Origin of the sequence: Romboutsia lituseburensis DSM 797 (assembly GCF_900103615.1) — a bacterium.
In the GTDB taxonomy this organism is placed as follows: Bacteria; Bacillota; Clostridia; order Peptostreptococcales; family Peptostreptococcaceae; genus Romboutsia_F; species Romboutsia_F lituseburensis.
Genome location: NZ_FNGW01000001.1, coordinates 192074 through 217524 on the forward strand (window position 1 = coordinate 192074; position 25451 = coordinate 217524).

General features: G+C 26.8%; 23 protein-coding genes and 1 other annotated feature. Of the genes, 5 read left to right on the forward strand and 18 right to left on the reverse strand.

The genetic code is table 11. The features are described 5' to 3' along the window. Positions 1 to 179: 179 nt before the first annotated feature. The 4 genes from BLP75_RS00900 to BLP75_RS00915 form a co-directional block, all read right to left on the reverse strand. The gene (locus tag BLP75_RS00900; protein WP_092721965.1) at positions 180 to 680 is read right to left on the reverse strand and encodes a GNAT family N-acetyltransferase; all 501 of its coding nucleotides are present in this window, start codon (positions 678 to 680) and stop codon (positions 180 to 182) included. Next, entirely contained in the window at positions 677 to 1141 is a 465-nt protein-coding gene (locus BLP75_RS00905) for a MarR family winged helix-turn-helix transcriptional regulator (RefSeq protein ID WP_207645414.1), read from the reverse strand. The genes BLP75_RS00900 and BLP75_RS00905 overlap by 4 nt, the downstream gene beginning before the upstream one ends. Positions 1142 to 1314: 173 nt before the next feature. Next, positions 1315 to 1992, reverse strand: a complete 678-nt coding sequence (locus BLP75_RS00910; RefSeq protein ID WP_092721969.1) for a YczE/YyaS/YitT family protein — start codon at positions 1990 to 1992, stop codon at positions 1315 to 1317. A 410-nt stretch (positions 1993 to 2402) separates the two neighbouring features. Next, on the reverse strand, positions 2403 to 3173 hold the full coding sequence (locus tag BLP75_RS00915) for a dimethylarginine dimethylaminohydrolase family protein (protein ID WP_092722815.1): 771 nt from the start codon (positions 3171 to 3173) through the stop codon (positions 2403 to 2405). Positions 3174 to 3531: 358 nt separating this feature from the next. On the opposite strand from BLP75_RS00915, the gene BLP75_RS00920 reads away from it, so the two are divergent. Beyond that, positions 3532 to 4065 carry an ECF transporter S component gene (locus tag BLP75_RS00920; protein WP_092721971.1) on the forward strand — a complete coding sequence of 178 codons (534 nt, stop codon included), beginning with the start codon at positions 3532 to 3534 and terminating at the stop codon, positions 4063 to 4065. A 103-nt stretch (positions 4066 to 4168) separates the two neighbouring features. Continuing rightward, positions 4169 to 4427, forward strand: a binding site (T-box leader). 108 nt (positions 4428 to 4535) lie between these two features. Next, complete coding sequence (brnQ, locus tag BLP75_RS00925; protein WP_092721973.1) at positions 4536 to 5882, forward strand: branched-chain amino acid transport system II carrier protein; 1347 nt, start codon at positions 4536 to 4538, stop codon at positions 5880 to 5882. Positions 5883 to 5954: 72 nt separating this feature from the next. Here the strand turns inward: brnQ and BLP75_RS00930 are convergent, their stop codons facing one another. From BLP75_RS00930 to surE, 5 genes are all read right to left on the reverse strand, one after another. Next, positions 5955 to 7316, reverse strand: a complete 1362-nt coding sequence (locus BLP75_RS00930; protein WP_092721975.1) for a short-chain fatty acid transporter — start codon at positions 7314 to 7316, stop codon at positions 5955 to 5957. 404 nt (positions 7317 to 7720) lie between these two features. Next, complete coding sequence (locus BLP75_RS00935) at positions 7721 to 8296, reverse strand: beta-class carbonic anhydrase (RefSeq protein WP_092721977.1); 576 nt, start codon at positions 8294 to 8296, stop codon at positions 7721 to 7723. Positions 8297 to 8602: 306 nt separating this feature from the next. Then, positions 8603 to 9580, reverse strand: coding sequence for an SPFH domain-containing protein (locus BLP75_RS00940; protein WP_092721979.1), 978 nt, complete (start codon positions 9578 to 9580; stop codon positions 8603 to 8605). Between the two features lie 203 nt (positions 9581 to 9783). Further along, a complete protein-coding gene (locus BLP75_RS00945; protein ID WP_092721981.1) occupies positions 9784 to 10266 on the reverse strand; it encodes a deoxycytidylate deaminase in 483 nt (160 codons plus the stop codon). A 174-nt stretch (positions 10267 to 10440) separates the two neighbouring features. Beyond that, positions 10441 to 11199 (reverse strand): 5'/3'-nucleotidase SurE, encoded by a 759-nt coding sequence (surE, locus tag BLP75_RS00950; protein WP_092721983.1) that lies wholly within the window; start codon positions 11197 to 11199, stop codon positions 10441 to 10443. 584 nt (positions 11200 to 11783) lie between these two features. Between surE and BLP75_RS18320 the strand changes: the two genes are divergently transcribed. Together BLP75_RS18320 and BLP75_RS00960 are read left to right on the forward strand one after the other, a co-directional pair. Further along, positions 11784 to 12563 (forward strand): nucleoside triphosphate pyrophosphohydrolase, encoded by a 780-nt coding sequence (locus BLP75_RS18320; RefSeq protein ID WP_242872352.1) that lies wholly within the window; start codon positions 11784 to 11786, stop codon positions 12561 to 12563. A gap of 134 nt (positions 12564 to 12697) precedes the next feature. Beyond that, a complete protein-coding gene (locus tag BLP75_RS00960) occupies positions 12698 to 13858 on the forward strand; it encodes a site-2 protease family protein (RefSeq protein ID WP_092721984.1) in 1161 nt (386 codons plus the stop codon). A gap of 64 nt (positions 13859 to 13922) precedes the next feature. Here BLP75_RS00960 and BLP75_RS00965 read toward each other — a convergent pair whose 3' ends face one another. The 5 genes from BLP75_RS00965 to BLP75_RS00985 form a co-directional block, all read right to left on the reverse strand. Then, positions 13923 to 14510 carry a TerD family protein gene (locus tag BLP75_RS00965; protein WP_092721985.1) on the reverse strand — a complete coding sequence of 196 codons (588 nt, stop codon included), beginning with the start codon at positions 14508 to 14510 and terminating at the stop codon, positions 13923 to 13925. Between the two features lie 12 nt (positions 14511 to 14522). Continuing rightward, entirely contained in the window at positions 14523 to 15104 is a 582-nt protein-coding gene (locus BLP75_RS00970; protein WP_092721986.1) for a TerD family protein, read from the reverse strand. A 30-nt stretch (positions 15105 to 15134) separates the two neighbouring features. Further along, complete coding sequence (locus BLP75_RS00975) at positions 15135 to 15734, reverse strand: TerD family protein (RefSeq protein ID WP_092721987.1); 600 nt, start codon at positions 15732 to 15734, stop codon at positions 15135 to 15137. A gap of 92 nt (positions 15735 to 15826) precedes the next feature. Continuing rightward, positions 15827 to 16909, reverse strand: coding sequence for a toxic anion resistance protein (locus BLP75_RS00980; RefSeq protein WP_092721988.1), 1083 nt, complete (start codon positions 16907 to 16909; stop codon positions 15827 to 15829). Between the two features lie 23 nt (positions 16910 to 16932). Continuing rightward, positions 16933 to 18456, reverse strand: a complete 1524-nt coding sequence (locus BLP75_RS00985) for a YceG family protein (protein ID WP_242872353.1) — start codon at positions 18454 to 18456, stop codon at positions 16933 to 16935. 271 nt (positions 18457 to 18727) lie between these two features. Between BLP75_RS00985 and BLP75_RS00990 the strand changes: the two genes are divergently transcribed. Beyond that, positions 18728 to 19684, forward strand: a complete 957-nt coding sequence (locus BLP75_RS00990; protein ID WP_092721990.1) for a calcium/sodium antiporter — start codon at positions 18728 to 18730, stop codon at positions 19682 to 19684. A gap of 45 nt (positions 19685 to 19729) precedes the next feature. Here the strand turns inward: BLP75_RS00990 and BLP75_RS00995 are convergent, their stop codons facing one another. The 4 genes from BLP75_RS00995 to gcvPA all read right to left on the reverse strand — a co-directional run bounded on the left by BLP75_RS00995 (position 19730) and on the right by gcvPA (position 25384). Next, positions 19730 to 20716: a TDT family transporter gene (locus tag BLP75_RS00995; protein WP_092721991.1), complete on the reverse strand. Its 987-nt coding sequence runs from the start codon at positions 20714 to 20716 to the stop codon at positions 19730 to 19732. A 22-nt stretch (positions 20717 to 20738) separates the two neighbouring features. Further along, the gene (locus BLP75_RS01000) at positions 20739 to 21215 is read right to left on the reverse strand and encodes a C-GCAxxG-C-C family protein (protein WP_330385767.1); all 477 of its coding nucleotides are present in this window, start codon (positions 21213 to 21215) and stop codon (positions 20739 to 20741) included. A gap of 184 nt (positions 21216 to 21399) precedes the next feature. Further along, positions 21400 to 22857, reverse strand: a complete 1458-nt coding sequence (gene gcvPB, locus BLP75_RS01005) for an aminomethyl-transferring glycine dehydrogenase subunit GcvPB (protein WP_092721995.1) — start codon at positions 22855 to 22857, stop codon at positions 21400 to 21402. 1 nt (position 22858) lies between these two features. After that, positions 22859 to 25384 (reverse strand): aminomethyl-transferring glycine dehydrogenase subunit GcvPA, encoded by a 2526-nt coding sequence (gene gcvPA / locus BLP75_RS18545; RefSeq protein ID WP_092721997.1) that lies wholly within the window; start codon positions 25382 to 25384, stop codon positions 22859 to 22861. Positions 25385 to 25451 lie beyond the last annotated feature (67 nt).

Sequence of the window (25451 nt, forward strand, 5' to 3'; positions counted from 1 at the left end):
TTTAATCTTTAATTATTTCAAAAGATTTATTTTTTTCAATTTAATTTCTAATAGTAAAAAAATGATGTGCTGTATTTTGTAATAGATAATAAGTCAATAATACAAAATAGCTATATATTAGTATTTTCAATGTATAAATACTAATATATAGCTATTTAATCTACTTGATAAATTCAAAATTACTTTTTTAATAATTTATCATAACAATAAAATGGTTTCTCTTTACCTAAGAAAATCATTTCACCTACAAAGTTAAAGTCAAATTTTTTAAATAATGAATTCATTTTCGTGTTTATTGAATAAGTATCTGTTTTTAAGTAAAAAACATTATTATCTAATGCTAATTGTTCTGCAAATTTCATCAATTTAGTTGCTACACCTTGTTCTCTAAATTTAGGATTAACTGCCATTCTATGTATTACCATAGTTTTATCATTAGATTTCCATTTTAAGTCTTCATATTCTTCCGGCTCTATATAGTTAATACATATAAGACCTTTTAACTCTTCACCTTCTGTTTCTACATATAGGTCTTCATTTTCTATATCTTCTATAAAATCTTTAGCTTGAGGGTAATTTTCATCCCATTGAGTATTTTTATAAGTCTTCATTTCTTGTACCGTAGATTTTATTATATCCATTATATTATTTATATCATTTAAACTAGCTTTTCTTATCATTTAAAACTCTCCTTCTTACTTTTTTTATTCTTCCAGTCTGTTTCTATATTTTTGCTCATTCTTTTTACCAATTGATTTATTACCATTTTTTCTGATTCTGTAAATTTATCTAAGCATACTTCTATATTTCTGTTTTCTTCTTTTATTATTAAATCGTATACTTCAATTGATTTTTGTGTAGGAAATAAATTATATCCTCTTTTGTCGGTTTCATCTTGTATCTTATCTACATAACCTACTTTAATTAGTTTTTGAACAACTTTTGTTGTTGTGGTTTTATCTACCTTAAGCATATTTGATAAATCTATAAAATTAATGCCAGGATTTTCACATATTCTAGTCAAAAAAGTAAATTGACCTTTTTGTAATTTTAGTTCTTTGTATTTTATATCACTTATCGAATGTATTGCTCTGGATAAGCTTCCTATTTCTCTTAATATATCATTAGTCAGTTTTTCCACTTGATTCACCCCTTAATTTTGTTGAACTTTCAACTAAATATAATATACAACATTATAGTTGAACTTTCAACTATTTTTATTATGTACAAAGTTATAATATCTTCGTATATAAAAAAACTCTTTCCTAGTAATTATAAATTACCATGAAAGAGTTTTCATCACTATCAAAAAAATTATATATTAATATCTTCTACTCCATTATTTACCATCTCTTCATTTAAGATAAAGTTAACAAATTTCTCCCCATGTGGTAAGCATGTTTGTATAAAAGGACCTGTTATAAGCATTGCTATAACTGTTCCAATACCTAAAGTACCTCCTAAGAAATAACCTCCAATTAAAAATGTAGCATCAAGACCCATTCTTATCCAACGATATTCTACTTTTAGCTTATCTTGTATTATAAATGGTATTATATCATTTGGTGCTACCCCTACATTAGTTGATGAAAGTATAGAGAATCCTATAGCTATTATAAAGCACCCTAATACTACTAGACCTACCTTTAAAGCATAGCCATATGTATTTATTGGAAAATGCGAAACAACGTTTACACCCATATCAATAATTGGCCCAACTCCAATAACACATATTAAAGTACCTATTTTTATATGATTTTTTTGAACTAAAAATATTATTGCAAATAATACTACTAATATTATTCTGTTTGCAGTACCAGTCGTAGCGTTTAACCCCATATTATTTAACGCACATGCTAAGCCTTGTGTGAAAATTGTAAATGGATCTGATCCTATATTTGTTCTTAAATATAGTGCAACTCCAAATTGGATTATACTCATTCCTATAAAAAATAATGTTAACCTTTTCACAGTGCTTAAAAGTTTGTTCATATATATTCCCCCTAAGTATGTCTAACATTTCAATTGATTTTAAGCTAAACACTTGATTTATTGACTTTTAAAGAATAATATAATTTCAAAAATCTGTCAATAAAGTTTGTTATTTTTTTACTTTATTTTAATTTGTTTTAATATTTTTATTTTTCTTACTATTATTTTTCAAACTTTTGAACACTTGATTTTTAGCCATTTTATAAAATTTATATTTCATATTTTCAAGTTATAATTTTTTATATTCATCTAAAATTTTATTTTATTATAACAATAATAAAAATTAAATTTTATTTTTTATGTGAATAAAAAACATATAGGATCCTATCTTAAATAAAATAAAAAAAGTTTACATATTTTTAAATTATGTAAACTTTTTTATTTAATATCTAGTTTTATCTAACCTCTAATTAAAATCTAAGTGATAAACAGCTTAATCCTCCATCAAGTTTTCTATATTCTGATGTATCTACTTCTATAACATTATAACCTGCCTTCTCTATTGCTCTTTTAGTTTTGTTATACCCATATGGCACTATTACATTATCATTAACCCATATGCAGTTAGCTGAATAACTATCATCTTGACTTATTACTATTTTATTAAAATTTTTAAAATCTTCTTTATCTATAAACTCACCAGCAACTAAAAGATTATTATTTTCTAAGTATGCCAATCCTGTTTTTAAATGTAGTACTTCTTCTAATGTAACTATAGATCCAGTATAGCCATGCTTTTCTAACTTTTCAATAAATTGTCTAGCCCCTTCTTCATTTGTTCTAAAAGATTTTCCTATGTAAAAATGATTACCAACCATCATAACGTCTCCACCTTCTACAGTACCAGGAGATGTTATATATTCTATCTTATCTTCAGAAAAGAACTTCTTAATAGTTTCTTTCATATCTTCAATTTCTTTGTTTCTTGAATCTGCACCTGGATTACATATAATAGCACAATTTTTAGTTATTACCGCTGTATCTTCTACAAAACATGAATCAGGAAATCTTTCATCTGCTTCTAATACTGTAACTTCAACATTACAAGATTTTAAAGCTTGTATATAGTCATCATGTTGTTTTAATGCTAATTCATAATCTGGCTTTCCTAGCTCAGGAGCTGATGTTATTCCATTGACCATTGATCTTGATGGTCTTTTTACTATTACATTTTTAAACATATTCAATAACTTACCTCCAAAATATAATTTATTTTCAAAACTTAAATTAAAACTTTATATTCATAACATTTGCTAATATTAAAATTTATGCATTCTAATTAAACAATAGCATTTTATAATATGTATATGAGTTATAAATATTTAATTATTGTTAAAAGTTCGTAAAATTTTTATAATAGTAACAATTTATCTACATATTGCTTTAGTTAAGCATATTTGTATCAATACAATTATTTTTATTATATCAATTTTCTTATATTTATTGTTTTTCCCAACAATTGTATGATAAGCTTTTCTCATAATCATACTATTTTGTTTACATTTTAGTATATAAAACTAATTGTATGGAGGTATTTGTATGAATAAAAATACAAAATATATAATTTATGTGGGTATGTTTTCAGCATTATGCACAATTGCAACTTTTATAAAAGTTCCTTTTGGAAATGGTGCTATGGTTCATTTAGGTAGTGCTATGATTTTTACTTTAGCTATATTATTTGGAGGAAAATATGCTGGTCCAGCTGGGGCTATAGGTTCTGCTTTCTTTGATCTATTATTAGGTTTCTCACCTTACACATTATGGTCTTTTGCTATAAAAGGTATAGCTGGATTTATAGCTGGAAGTATAGCTCATATAGGAAAAAACAGCGGAAATAACTTTTTTATAAATCTGTTAGGACTATTTGCAGCGTCTTTATGGACCTTAATTGGATATGTTGTTGCTTGGACTTTCGTTATAGGTAGTTTTGAAGCAGCTTTATTAAATATACCTAGTTCTTTGATGAGTTCTTCTATGGGTATTATAGTTTCAATACCACTTTCTTTAGCCCTTAGAAAAACTTTGCGTAAATCTGGATATTTAAATTTAGATACAAACACATGTAGATAGCTAATTATCAAAAAATAAAAATAATTCAAAAAAGTTTTTTTATATTATTGACATCATTTAAAATCATATATATTATTAAATTAATAAATTTCAAATAAAATAAAAAAATTCTACGAAGAGAAAAAGTAAGTATTATCTTGTTCTACAGAGAGTTGGTGTTTGCTGAAAACCAATGTTCAAGTTTTACTAAAAATCATCTCTGAGAAGCAATACTGAACAATTTTTAGTAAGTGTTGCCGGTATCTGTCACCGTTAAAAGATAAGCGTATTGTTAGATACGTAACTGAGTGCTACAAATAGGTTTATTTATTATACCTTTATTTGTAGAATTAGGGTGGTAACACGGATAATCCGTCCCTTGTATTTTACAAGGGGCGGTTTTTTATTTTTCGAAAGGGGGAATATTTATGGACATTGAAGGTGATATAATGCACGGATAAAAAATATTAATTTAATTAGGAGGTTTTAAAATGAACACTTTATCAAAAAAAGATTTATCACTTATCGGCTTAATGCTTTTTTCTTTATTCTTTGGAGCAGGAAACTTAATATTTCCGCCATTTCTTGGTCAATCAGCGGGAGATAAAACATGGTTAGCAATGATAGCATTTTTTATAACAGCTGTAGGATTTCCTGTATTAGGGGTAGTTGCTGTTGCTAAATCAGGTGGACTTACTAATCTAGCAAAAAGAGTTAATAATGTTTTTGCAGTAGTTTTTACAGTTTTAGTGTATTTATCAATAGGTCCTGGTTTGGGAATACCGCGTGCTGGAAGCTTACCTTTTGAAATGGTTGTTTCACCTTATTTACCTCAAACTATTTCAAAGTCATTTGCATTATTTTTATTTACATTTATATTCTTTTCAGTAGCATATTGGCTTTCATTATCTCCAACAAAATTAATAAATCGTATGGGTAAAGTATTAACTCCTTTACTTCTACTTTTAATCGCTATAATATTTTTAGGATCATTATTTAAACCACTAGGTAGTTATAGTGTCGCTAGTGGAGATTATTCAACTAATCCTTTAGTTAAAGGTTTCTTAGATGGCTATCTTACTATGGACACAATAGCTGCCCTAAATTTCGGTATAGTTATAGCTTTAGCAATAAAATCTAAAGGTATTGAAGATGAAAAAACTGTTGTTTCTATATCTATAAAAGCAGGACTTATCGCTGGTGGATTACTAGTTTTAATTTATTCATTGCTTGCTCATTTAGGAGCTACTAGTGGATTTAGATTTGGTGCTACTGAAAATGGTGCACAAACATTGACAAATGTTACTACTTATATTTTTGGTAAACCTGGCGCAATTTTACTAGCTGCTACATTCACATTAGCTTGTCTAACTACTAGTGTAGGACTTATAACTTCTTGCAGCCAATATTTTGCTACACTTACAAACAAGATATCTTATAAATCTTTCGTTAGAATTTTATCTCTTTCAAGTATGGTACTTGCTAATTTAGGCTTAACTAAAATACTTGCTATATCAGTACCTGTACTAAATGCAATATACCCTATAGCAATAATGCTTATAGTTTTATCTATGCTTGATAATTTATTAAAAGAAAGTTCTTTAGTTTATAAATTTACTATATTATTTACTGGTGTTGTAAGTATAGTTGATGCCTTATCTCAAGTAGGTTTTAAATTAGATTTTATTTCTGATCTACTTAGTAAATTACCTTTATATTCACAAGGATTAGGATGGGTAGTTCCTGCTCTATTTGGTATAATTTTAGGGTTATTATCTACTACTATAAAAAACAACTTAAGCAATGAAATATTTGCACAAGGTGAAAATTTAAAATAACTATCAAATAGCAAATTATAAAAAGCAGAGATTAATCTCTGCTTTTTATATGTTATATTAATATATTTTTAATTACATACCTATAAACATAAGTCCCATAGATATAATAACTCCTGAGTATAATAAGTCTACTATACAAAATCCCATTATATCTTTTGCACCAAGTCCTGCTATACCTAGTGCTGGCAATGCCCAAAATGGCTGTATCATATTTGTCCAAGCATCACCCCATGCTATTGCCATGGCAGTTTTAGCTGGATTAACACCAAGTGCTTCCCCTGCTGGCATCATTATTGGAGCTTGAACAGCCCATTGCCCCCCACCTGATGGTATAAAGAAGTTTACTATTCCTGCACTTAGGAAAGATAACATTGGGAATGTTACATTTGTTGAAATTGATACAAAGAAATTAGATATTAAAATTGCTAAAGAAGATCCATCTGCATTAGTACCTGTCATCATACCTATTATACCTGCGTAGAATGGGAATTGAAGCATTATTGGACCAGCATTTTTAGCAGCTAAACCTAATGCATGTAAAAATCTTTTTGGTGTTTTATGAAGAGCTATTGCTAAAAACAAGAATATAAAATTGACTATATCAAGATTCAAATTAAATCCATTATTTATAAAATAATATATGATATATATAAATCCCATTAAAGATATTAATAAACTTACTATTTTACTATTTTCTAATTTATCTGCTGGAGTCATTTCGCCTCTATTCATTTCCACAAATACTTCTTCATCTTTTAATAAATTTCTATCTATTACCACTACTTTATCTTCTGTTGGATGCATTGCTTTATTTAATAGGGGCAATGTTAAAACTAAAACTCCTACTATTATAACATTTGATAGTGAAAATATAGTTTCACTCGTTGGAACACCTTGTGCTCCTATTACTCCTGCAGTTGCACTAACAACAGTTTCCCCTCCACTTGCTAATGTTAAAGGAATTGATCCTGATAATCCTGCATGCCATAATAAAAATCCAGAATATGCTGATGCTATTAATACCCTATAATCAACTCCATCAACTTCTTTAGCTAGCTCTTTAGCGAATATAGCACCTATAACCAATCCAAATCCCCAGTTAATTAGACAAGCTATCGATGAAATAAAAGTTACCATTAATATTGCTTGGCCTGGTTTTTTAGGTATTTTCGCTAACCTATCTAATAGCTTTCTAAACGATGGTGCACTTGCAAATGTATGTCCTAGTACTAATACAAGAGCCATCTGCATGGCAAATGCTAATAAACTCCAAAATCCTCCAGACCAATGGACCACCATATCTATAGGACCTTGACCTGTAAATACAATACCTGATAAAAATATAACAAATGTAATCATGATACAGAATAAGAAAGGATCTGGCAAATAGTTTTGAACTAAATTGACACATCCATTTGTGAATTTTTTAAACATATCTCCCTCCTAGTTTTATAAAGTATTCAAATTTTAAATCTTAATGATTTTAAATACTTTAAATTTATAATATTAATATTCATTAATATCTATTTTATTTATTTTAAATTTTAACTTATTTTTAAATCTACCTCTGTAAAATTTCTTATTTCATATATAATAAATTCTTTATTAATTTTAATTAACACAATTTTATATATATGTATGCTTGTTTTTATTTGCCTATGCCACATTGCCAAATTCATTGTCCTTAATTAAAGTGTAGCTACTTAAATATCTTTTGTGAAATTCAAAAAAACTATATCCTTATAACTTTTAGTTATATATATATAATCTATATTTATTTAAATAAAAAAAGAGCATAAAAATAATTTTTATACTCTTTTATTTATTTTTTATAAATTTCAACTATTATATCCATCAACTACAATATCTATTTTCCCTGTTTGAGGAGATATGACAAGTCCATGAACTATAATATCTTTAGGTATTAATGGATGATTTTTAACAACATTTACACTATCTTCAATAGACTCCTCTACTGATTCAAATCCATGTAGAAACTTTGAAACATTAATCCCTGAATTTGAAAGTGTATTTATAGTATCTTCAGATATATCTCTGGCTAAAATTTTATCTAGTAAAACTTCTGTATCTAAGTTGCACATACCACATCCATGATGTCCTATTATAAGTACTTCGTCTACTTCAAATTCATAAATTGCTACAATAATACTTCTCATGATACTACCAAAAGGATGCATTATAGTTGCCCCTGCATTTTTTATTATTTTAGCATCTCCATTTTTTAGATTCATAGACTTAGGTAACAAATCTGTAAGTCTTGTATCCATACATGACAATATTACTATTTTCTTATCTGGCTCTTTAGATGTTTCATATTTTTCATACTCTTTATTTTCTACAAATGCTTTATTATATTCTAATAGCTTATCTAATTTTCTAGTTTTGTTATTCATCGCCTTTTCCCTTCTTTGTCTAAATATTTTTATATATTAAATCATTATTAAATTTCTTTACTATACTAAATCTACATTTATATACATTTTTATTAAATTTAATATATTATATTATAAATTTTTAAAATAGTCTAACTATTTTTTCTTTATAGTTCTTTATTTATTATCTGTAATAACTTTGAATTTATTTTTATTAACTGTATAAATCTATAATGTATAATTTTTTAGCATTATAAATATCCCCTATATAAAAAAGTACTTTTTAAGTCTTCAATATATAGGGGATTTCATATTACTATTTAATTATTAATATTGATTGTTTAATCCACTATTTACAATTGGCTGCGTTTCTTTATTAGCACAAAGCACAACTAATAAATTGCTTACCATAGCAGCTTTTTTCTCATCATCTAAATTAACAATATTACTATCATTTAAGTTATTAAGAGCCATTTCAACCATTCCGACAGCTCCCTCTACTATCTTTTTACGAGCAGCTATTATCGCTTCTGCTTGTTGACGCTGTAACATAGCAGCTGCTATTTCTGGTGCATAAGAAAGATGAGTAATACGAACTTCTGTTACTTCAATTCCAGCTTCATCGACTCTACTTTGAAGCTCAGTTTTTAATTTATCTGCGATTTCTTGACTACTACCACGAAGAGATTTTTCATCCCCGTCTTCAGAAACATCATAAGGATAAAGTCTTGCAATATTTCTAATAGTTGTGTCACATTGTATAGATATAAATGTCTTATAATTATCTACGTTAAATACAGCTTTTGTAGGTTCAACTATCTTCCAGATAGCTACTACTCCTATTATTATAGGATTTCCTAATAAGTCATTTACTTTTTGCTGTTCATTGTTTAATGTCATAGTTTTTAAAGATATTTTTTTGCTATTGCTGTGAATAGACACTTCTAAATCTTCTTGATTTTTTATCTTTGTTTGCATCATTTGAGGTGAATAAGTTGGATTTACAGATGAACAAAATGGATTTACCCAGAAAAATCCTTCCTTTTTTATTGTTCCATAATATTTACCAAACAAAACTAACACTAAAGCTTCTTTTGGATTTAATATCTTTAATCCACCTAAACATATAAAACTTATAACTAAAACTACTATACTTAGCACTATGAAAAATGCATTTTCATTTATTGCGCCAAATACTATTGTACCTATAGAGATAACGATACATAATAGTATTAATAGTAAAGCTATTATACCATTATAATATTTTGCTTCTTTTTCTTTGTAGTCAAATTGACTATCTCCCATATCTATTCCCTCCTTTAATAAATTTATATACTATAATACTTCTACTTAAGAGTATTGGTTCCCCTTTTTATTATGACAATCTTTTCCTTTTAGTACAATAGCTTTAACAAAAATAAAAACAAGCTGATTGCCATTTTATAGAAGTATAAATTTTATATAAAGTAAAAGTGCCTAAAATTAAAAATTCTAGACACTTTTATATATTACTTAAATTCTATTTCTATCTTATCCATACTGGGCTTTAATTGAATTAATTCTACATTGGCTTTATTAAACATATATTTTGATGCTTTTATAGAGTCTGTATCTGCATATTTATCTACAAGATAGTATACTTTCTTTATTCCTGACTGAATAATATTTCTTGCACAATCGTGACAAGGGAATAAATTCACATATATACTACATCCTTCTAATGACTTTCCTCTGGCATTTAATATTGCATTTTGCTCTGCATGAACTACATATGGATATTTTGTTTCTAAAAATTCTCCATCTCTAGTCCAAGGAAAATCTTCATCACTACATCCATTTATAAATCCATTGTATCCAATTGATACTATTCTATTATTTTTGTCTACTATACATGCTCCGACTTGAGTAGATGGATCTTTACTTCTCATCCCAGATAATAAAGAAATTCCCATAAAGTAATCGTCCCAAGATATATAATCGTTTCTCTTCATATTATCCTCCTACGTATAAACATTAGTTGTATCACAATAATATTTGTTACATTTCTTATATTGTATATTATTTTTACAAATTTATACAGTATTATATAAAAAATCGACTAACATTATTATATTCTAAATAGTTATAAGTATTAATTTTAAAATGTATATCGCTCATTATTTTTATTAAAAAATATTTAAATCTTTTATATAATTAACCTTATTTTTATTTGTCATATCAATATTTACAGGTGTTATAGATATATATCCTTCTTCTACACAATCTATATCATTATTTTCTACTTGTTCTATATTTTTTATTTTTCCACCTATCCAAAAATATCTTTTACCGTATGGGCTATATCTTTCTTCCATTACATTCTCATACTTTCTTTCACCTAAAACAGTTACTTTTGTTCCTTTTATTTCTTTATTTGGTATATTTACATTTAATATGCAATCCTCTAAAATATTTAATTTATCTTTTACACTATCAACTATTTTTACAACATGTTTAGAAGCTTCTCTATAAGTTTCTTTGGTAACATTAAATTCATTATATGATATAGCTATTGATGGCTTATTTTGCACAAGACCTTCTATCGCTGCTGATGCTGTTCCAGAATATATAACATCGGTACCTAAATTAGGTCCATTATTTATACCACTTAATACTAAGTCTATATCAATATCTTTAAAAATACCTTCTATTCCAAGTTTTACACAATCTGCAGGCGTTCCACTTATAGAGTATGCGTTTATATTATCAGCTATAAACTCCTCATTTACCATTATAGGACTATGTATCGTTATTGCATGACCTGTTGCACTTCTTTGACTTTCTGGAGCTACAACATATACATTAGCTATGTTTGACATTGCCTTAGCTAATTCTATTATCCCATCTGCTCTTATTCCATCGTCGTTAGTTATTAATATATTCATTACTTTCCCTCCTATTTTTTTGCTTAATATAATTATAACTTAATATTAGTTTAATAAATAATCATTAACCAGATTTTAAAATATTAATTAATTTTATAAATTAAAATAGACTATTATAGATTTTATTGATCTACATAGCCTGTTTTATCTAATTTTAAAATAAGTATTATTTTATTTTTTTAATTTAGTATATTTCTTTTTTTTATAATAAATTACTATAAAAATAAATATTATTTTGTTCCTAATACAGTTATAAAGCTTGTATTTAAATTAGATGCAATTATTCCAGCTAAATGTAGTACAACTTCACTTGGTAAAGGAAAATTTATACCCTCTAGCATTACAATAACAAATATACTTATTAGTTCCTATTGTTCCATAAAATATTTTTTCATACACAAAATTCCATTACAACCATTTTATCATCTTTTTATTACATATATCGCATTTTACATTTTATTTTCTTGTATTTTTTTAATATACTGCAAAGAATTTTATAATATTTTGATTGATTAAGCATTTTGACATTAGTAATTACTACAATTATAATTTTATATAGGGATTTATTGGGAGGTATTTTTAATATGGTATTTTACGACAAATTGGTTAGAGACAATATTCCTGACATAATAAGGAATAGCGGTAAAAAATGTGAAGTTGAAGTTGTTAACAATGATTTAGCTTTAAATTATCTTTACAAAAAACTTAATGAAGAAGTTTGTGAACTTTTTTTCGATAAAAATATAGATGAAATTATCGATGTTATGGAAGTTCTTTTTGCTATAGGAGCTAAATATGGGTATAGTGAAAAAGATTTACTAAATAAAAGAGATGATAAAAAAAATTCTCATGGGGGATTTAATGAGAATATAATTTTAAAGAAAACTTATAAGCTTCCAAATAATTTAAGAGGAATAGATATTCATACGAAAATTATACCAACTATTTGCAGTTTAAAAGATACTATAGATAAACTAATTTTTTTTAAAGGTGATATTTCCAAATTAAAACCATGGGAAAAAATAAGTTATAAATCTTATCAATTAGATGATATAAAAATGGATATATTAAATAGCGATAAAAATAAATGCATTGATATTATAAAAAAACATATTCTACTTAATCATCCGTCTTATTTTGGAGCTAGTTGCATTGATATTTATCTTGTAGCTTACGTTTCTGAAGTTTTTGGTCGTGGTAAAGAAACTTTCTTTAAATATATATATGATAATAATATTTCTCAAGAAAGTACTTCTGCGCAAGCTATATGGCAAGTTGGTAAAGCTGATGGTGAATTTTTAGGTATACTAAATTCTGATGGTTCTGTAAATGATTGGGATTTTATAAATATGTGGATTAGATAAATTAACTAAAAGCCTTCTATTATATAAGTAAACAGTTAAATTATGTTTACCTATCCTATAGAAGGCTTTTGTATGTTACAATCATGGTATAATATGGTATTCAAACTACATATACAAGGAAAGTGAGGAGTTTAATGTCTAAAAATAAAAAAAATATTAAAGAAATTTTATATTTTATAATTACATTTTTATTAATGCTTGGTTGTGGATTTATTGCTGGTTTTTTAGGAACAAAGCATTTAGACCAAAGTGCGCTAACTGAAATAAGTTTTTTAGGATCTCTTTTTAGTTTTATACTTTTTCTAAGTTCAATTTTGGTTCAAACGATTTTACATGAAGCAGGTCATTTAGTGTTTGGATTAATGTCTGGTTATGAATTTGTATCATTTAGAGTTGGTAAATTTACTCTTATAAAAGAAAATAATAAATTTTGTATAAAAAAATTCACTGTAAAAGGAACTGGTGGTCAATGCCTTATGATGCCTAAGATTGATGATTACCAAAAATGTTCATATGTTTTATATAATCTAGGCGGTGTTTTAATGAATGCTTTAGTTTCTATATTATGCTTTATAATATATTCATCAATTTCAACAAATATATATTTGTCTCAATTTTTATACGGTATGGTTATATTTGGTGTAATTGCTATTTTAACTAATGGTATTCCAATGAAAATAGGCGGAATTTCTAACGATGGATATAATATATTATCCATCCTAAAAAATAGCACTATGAAATACTGCTTTTATATTCAATTAAAGGTACACGGGCTTTTAAGCAAAGGTATGAGAATTAAAGATATGCCACTTGAATGGTTTGAAATTGATAAAAAATCTGATTTTAGTAATCCTTTAATTTGTAGTATTAAATGTATTGAGGCTAGTTATTATCATGATAGGCTAGAGTTTGATAAAGCTAAAAGCTGTTATGAATTTTTAATTAATTATTCACCTAATATACTTAAATTGTTTGAAAATGAAATAAAATGTGAGTTGCTTTTTTATGAGATAATAGGAGGTCAAAACCAAGATAATATAAATGAATTATATACAAAAAAATTAAAATCATATATAAAGGCAACTAATTGTTACATAAGTAGAGCTCGTTTAATGTATGCTTATAACTTGATAATAGAAAAAAATAGAAAAAAAGCGGATGATTACTTAACAAAATTTGAAAAATTAAAAAACACATACCCTGTTAAAGGTGAAGTGTATGGAGAAGTTGAAATAATTAAATTTATAAAAAATAAATTTTTAGTCTCTGATAGCACTACCGATACTTCTTTATAATCTATAAAATAAAGCTATTACAAATAATCTTGTAATAGCTTTATTTTTAGATTTAAGTATTTAATTAACTAAATAAAGCAAGTACTCCATTTAAGTCCGCTATTTTTCCTTCTCCAACAGCTTTAAATTGCCACTCACCCATATCTCTATAAAGTTCGGCAAATAATACTGATGTAGCCGTAGAACCATCATCCTTTAAATTGAATCTACATAACTCTCTATTATTATTTGCTGTATCTAGTAATCTTACATAAGAATTGTTTACCATTCCAAATGTTTGTCTTCTAGCTTGAGCTTCATGTATAGTAACAACAAACACTATCTTTTGTATAACAGGGCTTATTGCATCTAAATCTATGTTTATAGTTTCATCATCACCTTCACCAGCACCAGTTCTGTTATCACCTGATAAAGATATACCTTGACCTTGCTTATTATTAAAGAATATTACATTTGATACAGTGTTAAATTTATTATTAGCATCTAACATAAATGCAGCTATATCTATATCAAAATCAACGCCACCATTTGATATATCCCATCCTGCACCTAATGTAACTTTTTTAAGTCCAGGATTTCTTTTTGTTAAATCTAATATATCATTTTTTTGTAAGTTTAATATTGGAGCTTGTCCACCTAAATTTATACCCATTTTATCCACCTCTTATTTATATTTATTTATTAATGTAGTTAAATTACCTTGTAAAAGTTCTCCAACAGCTCTAAAGTTCCAGTCAGATCCTATTTTATAAAGTTCTGCAAATATTAAAGATGTAGCATTTTGTCCATCTTCACTTAAATTGTATCTACATATTTCTATATTACCTTTATCGCTATTTAAAATTCTTACATAAGCATTTTTAACTTTTGAAAAATCTTGTCTTCTTTCTTTCGCTTGGTATATGTTTACACTAAACATAACTTTTTTGCAGTTTTCTGGTAAATTACTTAATGTGATTGATATTTTTTCATCATCACCATCACCTTCACCAGTTCTATTATCTCCATGTAAGAATATACCTCTACCTCTTTGGTTATTAAAGTATATTATACCTTCTTCTCCTATTAATCTTCCATCTTCATTTAATAAAAGTGCTGATAAATCTAAATCCATATCAGCTGATCCAAAACTAAAGAAACCTTTTTTAACAACGTCCCATCCTGCTGCCAATACTATATTGTCTAAAGAAGGGTCTTTTTTTGTTAAATCTAATATATCATTTTTTTGTAAGTTTAATAAACTCATTATATTTCCCCTTTACGTCTATAAATTTTATTACATGTATAGTCCTAGCATACCATTTAAGTCTGCTATTTTACCATCACCTATTGCTTTAAAATACCAATCATATCCATCTTTATAAAGTTCTGCAAATACTACAGATGTTACCGTAGAACCATTTTCTTTTAAATTAAATCTACAAATTTCTTTTTCATTGTTTTTAACATCTAATAGTCTTACATAAGAATTATTTACCATACCAAATGTTTGTCTTCTTGATTGAGCTTCATGTATAGTAACCATAAATACTATCTTTTGTACATCGCTTCTTATTTGGCTTAAATCTATTTGAATTCTTTCATCATCGCCATCTCCTGCACCAGTTCTATTATCACCCTCTAAGCATATTCCATCACTAAATTTATTATTAAAGAATATTACATCATTAGGAACTTGTGCTACTTTGCCATTTGAGTTTAATAAAAACGCAGCTATATCTAAATCAAAATCTTGTCCAATAGTTGCTACATCCCATCCTGCACCTAACACTACTTTCTCAAGACCTGGGTTTTTCTTTGTTAAATCAAGTATATCATTTTTTTGTAAATTTAATGCATTTACAGTATTGTTACTTCTCCCTAAATTTATTGCCATAACTAATCTCTCCTATTCATATAATCGTTTTAAAATACTTCTATTTATTTTTTAAATTTTTCAGGCTTTGTTACCCTTATTTAACAATTATTTTATACTCCACTTATGTTTCTTTTCATAGTTGATTTTATTTGTTCTAGCTTCATAGTATTTTCAACACGTCTTGATTTATTTTCCTCTTGTATAGCTTTAGTGTCTTCTATACCTTTCATAATTGTTTGATATGATTTTTCTAATGTTTCTATAGCTACAACGCTTCCTGAAGCCATTTTAGCAATGTCTACTGATTGTCTTGCAGTAGATTGTGCATTTCTCATTATAAGTTCATTAGTTTTGTCATCTAATTGCTTTAATGACTTAGCTTGTATTTCTTGTCTTTTTAATATTATTGCTTGTGCTAAGCACTGCTTAAATATTGGTAGCGTTATTATGAATGATGTATTTATTTTTCTAAGTAAATTAAAGTTTGACATTTGTATAGTTTGTATCATTGGAGCTGCTTGAATAGCAATATTTTCTGCAACCTTCAAATCATATAAACGTTGTTGTAACATTTCTTTACAAACCTCAAGTTTTTGAACCATCATTTGCTTTTCATCTATATTCATAGTCATATCATTTGAAAATTGACTTATATACATATCAACTTCTTCAGCCGCTAATTCACCAGCAACAATATATTTTTCTAGTTGTTTGTAATACTCTAAATTCCCATCATATAACTTTTTAAGCTTTACATTTGCCTCTTTTATTTCACTTTCATATCTCTTCAATAAAATATATACTTTTTCTATTTCATATCCCATAGTATCATATTTTTGGAATAGTTTAGCTATTGTATCTCCTGCCGTTTTGAATAGTTTTGTTAATAATCCTGGCTGTTTTTGATTATCAAACTCTTTTATATCAAATTTATCCATTATCTTAGTAAGGCTAAGTAACATTTCACTAGCTTCTTCAGCTTTTACTTCTTTAATAGATGCTAGTAACTCATCTGATATTTTTGATATATTTTCACTAGCTTTTTGTCCAAATTGAATTATTGAGTTTATATTTTGTACTTCAATCTCGTTGGTTAAATCTTGAACTTCTCTCATTTGTCTTAAATTTTGCTTGTATAAATCACTTTGTTCAATGATTTCTAATTCATTACCAAATTCATTAAATTCATTCATTATATTTCTTCTCCTACATGACTTTATTTAAATAATTTTGAAAAAACACTTTGTTTAGTGTTTGTTCTTATTAATGACTTATAATTTGATTTATAATTTATATTTTGAAGCCTTGTTGAATTAAATCTTTCACTGTTTATGATATTTGAAATATTACAAAGTCCTGATGGATTAAATATTATAATATCTATTCCTATATTATGAAGGTATCCTATTAATAACTTCATATTATCATTTATAGTATCTTCATTATTTAAATATATAACAATTTTGGGAACTCTGTCTACAAAGTCAAAATTATCAACAAGCCTTACTATTTCCTCATTTAAAGATAATACTAATACTAAAAGTTTAAGTACATCATCTTTGTCTAATTTATTTAAATATAAATCTTTTCTTTTTATCACTTCATTAAATTTATTTAATAAAAAGTTTTGTGTTTCATCACTATACTTTTTAAACTTATAAATATCTAACTTCTTAACTTCTTCTATATCAAATGTTCCATCACTTAGCTGACAAAACATTAATTCAAACATTTCTCCACTTACATCTATATCATTTGATATGTTTCCATTATTAAAAAATAGAGTATTTGATGATGATTCTATACAGTATCTAACCAATTTTTGATACTCAAATTTTTCTAAGTGTTCACCATCAATTTTTTTAAAGAAACATGGAACTTTAACGTTTTTGCCTTCTACTTCAAATCCTTCTCTTAGCTTTGCTGGTTCATTGTAATATATATATATATCTTCTAAGATAGTATCAAGGAGTACACTTTTAGTAAACCCACTTCTAAATTGCCATGGTTTAAATATACCTGTATTTACAAAAAGCTCTTCATGAATTTCACTTTGAATCTGCTTAGTTATTGTTTCTATATTTTCTGTTAATTTTCCTCTTTTACATCTTTCTTCAAAAGTTTCTATTACATCAATTTGTATTTCTTTTATACATTTACTTACATTATATATATCAATTTCATCAAAGTATTCTTCTTTTAATGGATTTATATATATAACATCTATCTCCATTTTATTAAGAAGCATTAAAAAATATATTTCATGTCTACTTATACTTCCATAATATATACATTTTGGGTTAATATCTCCATCAAATGATATATCTTTTAAATACATATATGTCCACACTATAATCTTAGTTATAAAATTATTTCTTACATTATCATTGAAGAAATTTTCATTTTTTATAGATAAATCAACTACATACTGCAATGCTAATAAAAACTTATTATTTATTTCATAATTATCAAATATTGTTATATCTTGATTTACTATATCATTTAAATTCATAGTTTGAAGTTCATTATATATATATTGTATAAGTTCCATCTCTCCGCTTAAAGGAATCTCATTGTCAAATATAACTACTTTATTTTCTATTTCACTACATTTTAATTGTAGAGTTTTTAACTCATTATCATACTCTTGCTTGTCTTTTATACCTATAAATCTATAAAAATAAGAACTATTTTTATTTTTATACATGGTACTAATGACATATTTAAAACTTGCCTCCACTAGAAATCCCCTTTCTGCATAATTGTATTATTTAACTACAAGTTTTGCTATTTTAATTATATCATAAAATTTATAACTTTAAGTTTAATCATTGTAACCTTTTCTTTTAAATCTTTAAATTTATTATTTTCATAACTATTTAGTTTTTATAAATTAAATCATTCTTAAAATATAACTATTATTTATTTTAATAATTTGCAAATAAACATTTATAATGGTATACTCAAACTTATATAATATACACAATTTGATATTTATTAGGAGGAATATTATGGCATTTATTTTATTAATAATTGGATTTATTTTCCTTATAAAAGGTGCAGATATATTTGTTGAAGGTGCTGCATCTATTGCAAGGAAATTTAACGTTCCAGCTATGGTTATAGGACTTACAATAGTCGCTATGGGAACTAGTGCTCCTGAAGCTGCAGTAAGTATTACATCTTCTTTAGCTGGACAAAATGACATGAGCGTTGCTAACGTTGTTGGCTCTAACTTTTTCAATATACTTATGGTTTTAGGGGTTTCATCTTTAATAGCAAAACTACCAGTTGAAAAAAATACTATTAAAAAAGATGCTCCTTTTTTAATACTTGTAAGTGCTATGTTACTATTATTTGGAGCTAATTTAAACATAAGTAGAATAGAAGGTATTTTATTCTTAGCTGTATTTGCTTACTTCTTAATATATACAGTTAGATCAGCTAAAACAGTAAGTTCTAAGGAAGACATAGTTGAAGGTGAAACAGCTGTTGCAGTTGAAGCTTCTGTTGCTGAAGAAATATCAATGCCTAAGACTATTGTAGTTAGTTTAATAGGTATAGTAGGTATAGTTGTAGGTGGAGATATGGTCGTTAACTCTGCAACTACTATTGCTACATCATTTGGTATGAGTGCTAACTTAGTCGGTTTAACTATCGTAGCTATAGGCACATCTTTACCAGAATTCGTTACTTCTATTGTTGCAATTAAAAAAGGTGAAACTGAAATAGCTATAGGAAATGTTATCGGTTCTAACATTTTCAACATATTACTAGTCCTAGGCTTAGCCACTACTATAAATCCTATAACTATAAGTGCATTAGCTCTTATTGATATAATATTTATGGTATTTATAACTGTTCTTTTATATCTATTTATGAAAAAGGACAATTCTTTAGTAAAAAAACATGGATTTGTATTAATCGCATTGTACTTTGCATATATGGCATATACTATAATGAGATAATAAAAAATAGACTATATTCATAGTCTATTTTTTATTATCAGATACTTATATTTTATTAACTTGAGTAACTAATTCTTTTTTAGGTTTGAAAGTATTGATTAAAAATTGTATCGTTCTAAACACTACATATCCAATAACTGCTATAGCAATAATTAATTGAATATATAAAATAATTCTAGCTAAGCCTTGCATTGCAGACTCTACTTTCCCTAGATATTTTACATATCTTTGACTAGCTATAACCCCTATAGCTAAAGGGAATGTTAGTGGTGCTAATGCAGGTAATTGTTTTGCTTTTATTAATTTAGGAATTAATATATATCCACCTAATGTCGTTACATATGCTAATAGTGCTAAAGCATTTATAAACATTTTATTTGGTGCATCAGATATTGCTATATATCCTGCTAAACATATACTAGCTGGTGCTGCCATTATCATTAAGGTTGGCCTTTTAGGGCCTTTCAATTTGTCCATAAAAGTTAATCTATAAATCATTAATATTCCCACAACTATAAAGATAAATAATGAATAATAAAATACTAATTTAGAGATTACAGGTAATTGCATCGGTTTACTAGTTACAGCTGCGATTCCTATTCCAACGGTTGGTATAAACCAACTTGGAATTAAATCTATTATTTTAAAGCTCTTAAATCTTTCCATGAAAAATAATATAGAAATTAAAATATGTAATATAAGTCCAAATAGCCATAACCCTTGACCTAACATTTTATTAAATTGAATCATATAAACGGATATAACCATTAATGTCATAGAAATAGTTGGATAAATACTCCCTAAGATAGGATGCTTGATTTCTTCTAAAACTTTTTTAGGATATACTATATATTTTAACATTATAAGTCCTATACATATAATTGCAAATAATACTGCAAAATGTCTAACCCATGAAATATTGAAATCAACAAGCGCAGTCGATATACTCATAAATCCAAGCGATATAGCTACAATAGCTATTGGCATATTTTCTAATTTTTGTTTCAGATTTTCTTTATTTGATATAGTCATAATATAATTCCTTTAATAATTTTTATAATTCTATTTTATTGTTATCTATTAGTTTCTCTGCTATAAATGCAGCAACCTCACCAGTTATTTTTACACAGTGTGCTTTTCTTTCAGGAGATTGAAACGCATAATCTTTAACCATAACTCTACAACAAGTACTTTTATACATCCCTTTTATATGATTGTGTAAATCAGCAGAATGTGTAAACATTTCTTCATGCATAGCTTCACCGTGGCATCTACCATATGACATTCCTAAAGCCATAACTCCTCCACTTACTGCACCACATACACAACCTGATTTTCCTATTCCTATTGGGAATCCAGATGCTAATTTTGTTACATCATCACCAAATGGTTTACCTAATAAATCATTAATAGTCTTTACAACAGCTTCTGAACAGAAAAATTCTCCTCTTATAAAGTACCCTTCTGCTATATTTCTTACCTCTTCTATTTTTTTAATTTTAGCTTCTTCTTTGTTTGCTTCTTTTATCATATTCATTCTCCTATCTACTCATATAATTTACTGAACTATTTTATCTTAAAAAATATGAAAATGTAAAATAGATATTTCGTATATATATCGATTGAATTATAGATTTTATTTATACGTCACTAAAAAAATACCCAAGATTTCTCTTGGGCTCTAGGAATTTATTTCAATTTTGTATATTTATGGCTTATTTATTGTGCCAAGTAAGTATTGGCGATTTTACTGCCCTAGCTTCATCTACTCTTTTTATAATAGTATCATATGGGGCATTTTTAACTATTTCTGGATTTTCTTTAGCCTCTTTTGCTATTGCTACCATAGTTTCTATAAATCCATCTAAAGTTTCTAAATTTTCTGTTTCTGTTGGTTCTATCATAATTGCTTCATTTATTATTAAAGGGAAATATACTGTAGGTGGATGATACCCATAATCTAATAATCTTTTTGCTATATCCATAGTTTTGACTTCACTATGACCTTTACATATTCCCCCTAGGACAAACTCGTGTTTGCATACTGTATCTATTGGTAAATAATAATATTCTTTTAACTTTTCTTTTAAATAATTAGCATTTAAAACTGCAACTTGACTAGCTTCTTTTAATCCTTCTTTTCCCATAGTTAGTATATAAGAATATGCTTTTACTAATACACCAAAATTCCCATAGAAGTTTTTAACTTTTCCTATTGATTTAGGCTTATTATAATTTAATACATATTCATCTTCATTCTTTTCAACTATAGGAACTGGTAAAAACGGTATCAATTCTTTTTTTACGCCTACTGGGCCACTACCAGGACCTCCACCTCCATGAGGAGTTGAAAAAGTTTTATGGAGATTTAAATGAACCACATCAAACCACATATCACCAGGTCGTGTTATGCCCATAATTGCATTCATATTTGCTCCATCATAATATAAAAGTCCTCCTATATTATGAACCAAATTTGCAATTTCTTTAATGTTTTTTTCAAATAATCCAAGAGTACTTGGGTTTGTAAGCATTAATGCAGCTACTTCTTCATCTAAAGCTTCTTTTAATTTTTCTATATCAACTGCTCCATTTTTATCTGATTCTATTTGGACTATTTTAAATCCTGCCATAGAAGCACTTGCCGGATTTGTTCCATGAGATGAGTCCGGAACTATAACTTTAGTTCTTTTAAAATCTCCTCTATTTTCATGATAGGCTTTTATCATCATAAGTCCTGTAAATTCTCCATGAGATCCTGCTGCTGGTTGTAGAGTTACTTCATCCATCCCTGTTATTTCACCTAAAGATTTTGATAAATTGTACATTAATTCTAAAGATCCTTGTACTGTGTTAGTTGATTGATATGGATGAATATTTGTAAATGATGTGTTATTAGCCATATCTTCATTTATTTTAGGATTATATTTCATAGTGCATGATCCTAATGGATAAAATCCAGTGTCTACTCCAAAATTTTTGTTTGAAAGTAGAGTATAATGTCTAGCTATATCTAACTCACTAACCTCTGGTAAATTTAGTTCTTCTTTTCTTAATTTTTTTTCTTCTATTAAATCATTTATATTAATATCTTCTATATCAAGCTTAGGAAGTGAGTATGCTTTTCTACCAATTTTAGATATCTCTATTAATGTTTTATTGTACTCTATCATTTTACATTCCCTCCATAACTTCAACTAACTTATCAATCTCTTGCTTAGTTCTTTTTTCTGTAACACAAAGTAACGTTGTATTTTTTAAATCTGAATATTCGTTTTCTACGTTATACCCACCTAATATATTACTTTCTAATAACTTATCATTAACTTCATCTATATTATCTACTGACTTTAACAAAAATTCTTTAAAGAATTTTCCTTTAAATACAGGTTTAAATTTTCCACTTGATATCAATTGATTGTATGCATAATGTGATTTTTTAATACATTGACTTGATACTTCCTTAAATCCCTCTTTTCCCATTACAGCCATATAAATTGATGCTGTTAATGCATTTAGAGCCTGATTTGAACAAATATTAGATGTTGCTTTTTCTCTTCTTACATGTTGCTCTCTAGTTTGTAAAGTTAATACATATGCTCTATTTCCATCACTATCTATCGTTTCTCCTACTATTCTGCCTGGCATTTTTCTTGTGTATTTAGATTTTGTTGCCATAAATCCAACATATGGCCCGCCAAAGTTTAAAGGATTACCTAATGACTGAGCTTCACCAACTACAATGTCTGCACCTATTTCCCCTGGGGATTTTAATATTCCTAAAGATATAGGATCAACACTCATAATAAGAAGAGCTTTGTTTTTATGAACTATTTCTTCTATTTCTTCCATTTCTTCTATTATTCCAAAGAAATTAGGGTTTTGTATTAAAACACACGCTGTGTCTTTATTTACACTTTCTCTTAATTTATTAATGTCTGTAATTCCATATTCATTACAAAAATCCACTTCAACTATTTCACATTTATTAAATTGCATATAAGTTTGTAATACTTTTCTACATTCTGGGTTAACAGTCTTAGATACAATAATTTTTTTACGTTTAGTTTGACCTATGGCCATTAAACAAGCTTCTACCGCTGCTGTTGCTCCATCATACATAGATGCATTAGCTATTTCCATTTTTGTAAGTTCTGCTATCATTGATTGAAATTCAAATATTACTTGCAATGTACCTTGACTTATTTCCGCTTGATATGGTGTATAGGCTGTATAAAATTCACTTCTTGAAGTTATATGATTTATAATTGATGGAATATAATGATCGTACGCTCCGGCTCCAAGGAAACACGTTAAATTATTTAAGTTTTTATTTTTATTTGCTAATTTATTTATACATTTACTTACTTCTATTTCACTTTTAGCACTTTCTAAGTTTAGGCTTCTATTTAATCTTAGTTCACTCGGTATATCTAGAAATAATTCATCTACTGAACTTAATCCTATACTATCTAACATTATTTTTTTATCTTCGCTTGTAGTTGGTATATATGAGAATTGATTTATCTGATTGTCATTTTGAATTTTACTATCATCTTTATTTAAATTATCTTTTTCTATATTTTTATATTGCTTTTTATAAAATGGTGTTTTTATAATAGTAGCTTTCACTCTTTTCTTTCTTATTGCTATTTCTATTTCATTATCTAATTGTGAATATTTTGAGTCTATAAGTGCAAGACCTATAACTTTATTTAAAGTAGGTGATGAATATCCTGTTGTTACATATCCTATTACCTCATTATTTGCTAGTACATCATATCCATGTCTAGCTATTCCTTTTCCTGAAACTTCAAATCCTATTAATTTTCTTTTAACTGAACTTTCTTTTTGTGCTTCTAAACTTTTTTTACCTATGAATTTATTTTTATTTAGTTTTACAAAGAATGAAAGTCCTGCTTCTAAAGGAGATATATTTTCATTTATTTCATTTCCATATAGAGGTAGACATGCTTCAAATCTTAAAGTATCTCTAGCTCCAAGCCCTATTGGTTTTAAGTTCTCTTTACCTATATTTAATAATTCGCTCCATATTTTATTTACATCTTCATTTTTGCAATAAATTTCAAATCCATCTTCACCTGTATATCCAGTTCTAGATACAATACATTTTATGCCCAAAATATTTATACCTGATTTAAAATTAAAAAACTTAATTTCGTCTAAACTTATATCTACAATATTTTGAAGTATTTCTTGAGATTTTGGTCCTTGTATTGCTAATTGAGATATTTCTTTTGATATGTTTTTTATATCTATATCATAATTTTCTTTATTTTTTATCATCCAATCAAAGTCTTTTTCTATATTGCCTGCATTTATAACTAATAAAAACTTCTCATCATTAAATTTATAAACTAACAAATCATCTACAACGCCACCATTTTCATAGCACATTAGCGTATAAATAATATCTTCTTCTTTCATATTTTCTATATTATTTGTTACTAAGTTTTGTATAAACTTTTCACTTTCATTTCCTTCTATTATTACTTCTCCCATATGAGAAACATCAAATATTCCAGCACTGTTTCTTACAGCTTCATGTTCCTTAATCATTCCTTCATATTCAAGAGGCATATCCCAGCCTCCAAATTCTAAGAACTTAGCACCCATTTCTTTATGTTTTTCATATAAACTAGTTCTTTTTAATTCTACTATGCATACTGACTCACTCATTGAAATACCTCCACTTACTTATATAATCTTTTTTATAATCTTTTTATTTTTCCATTAAAAAAGAGGA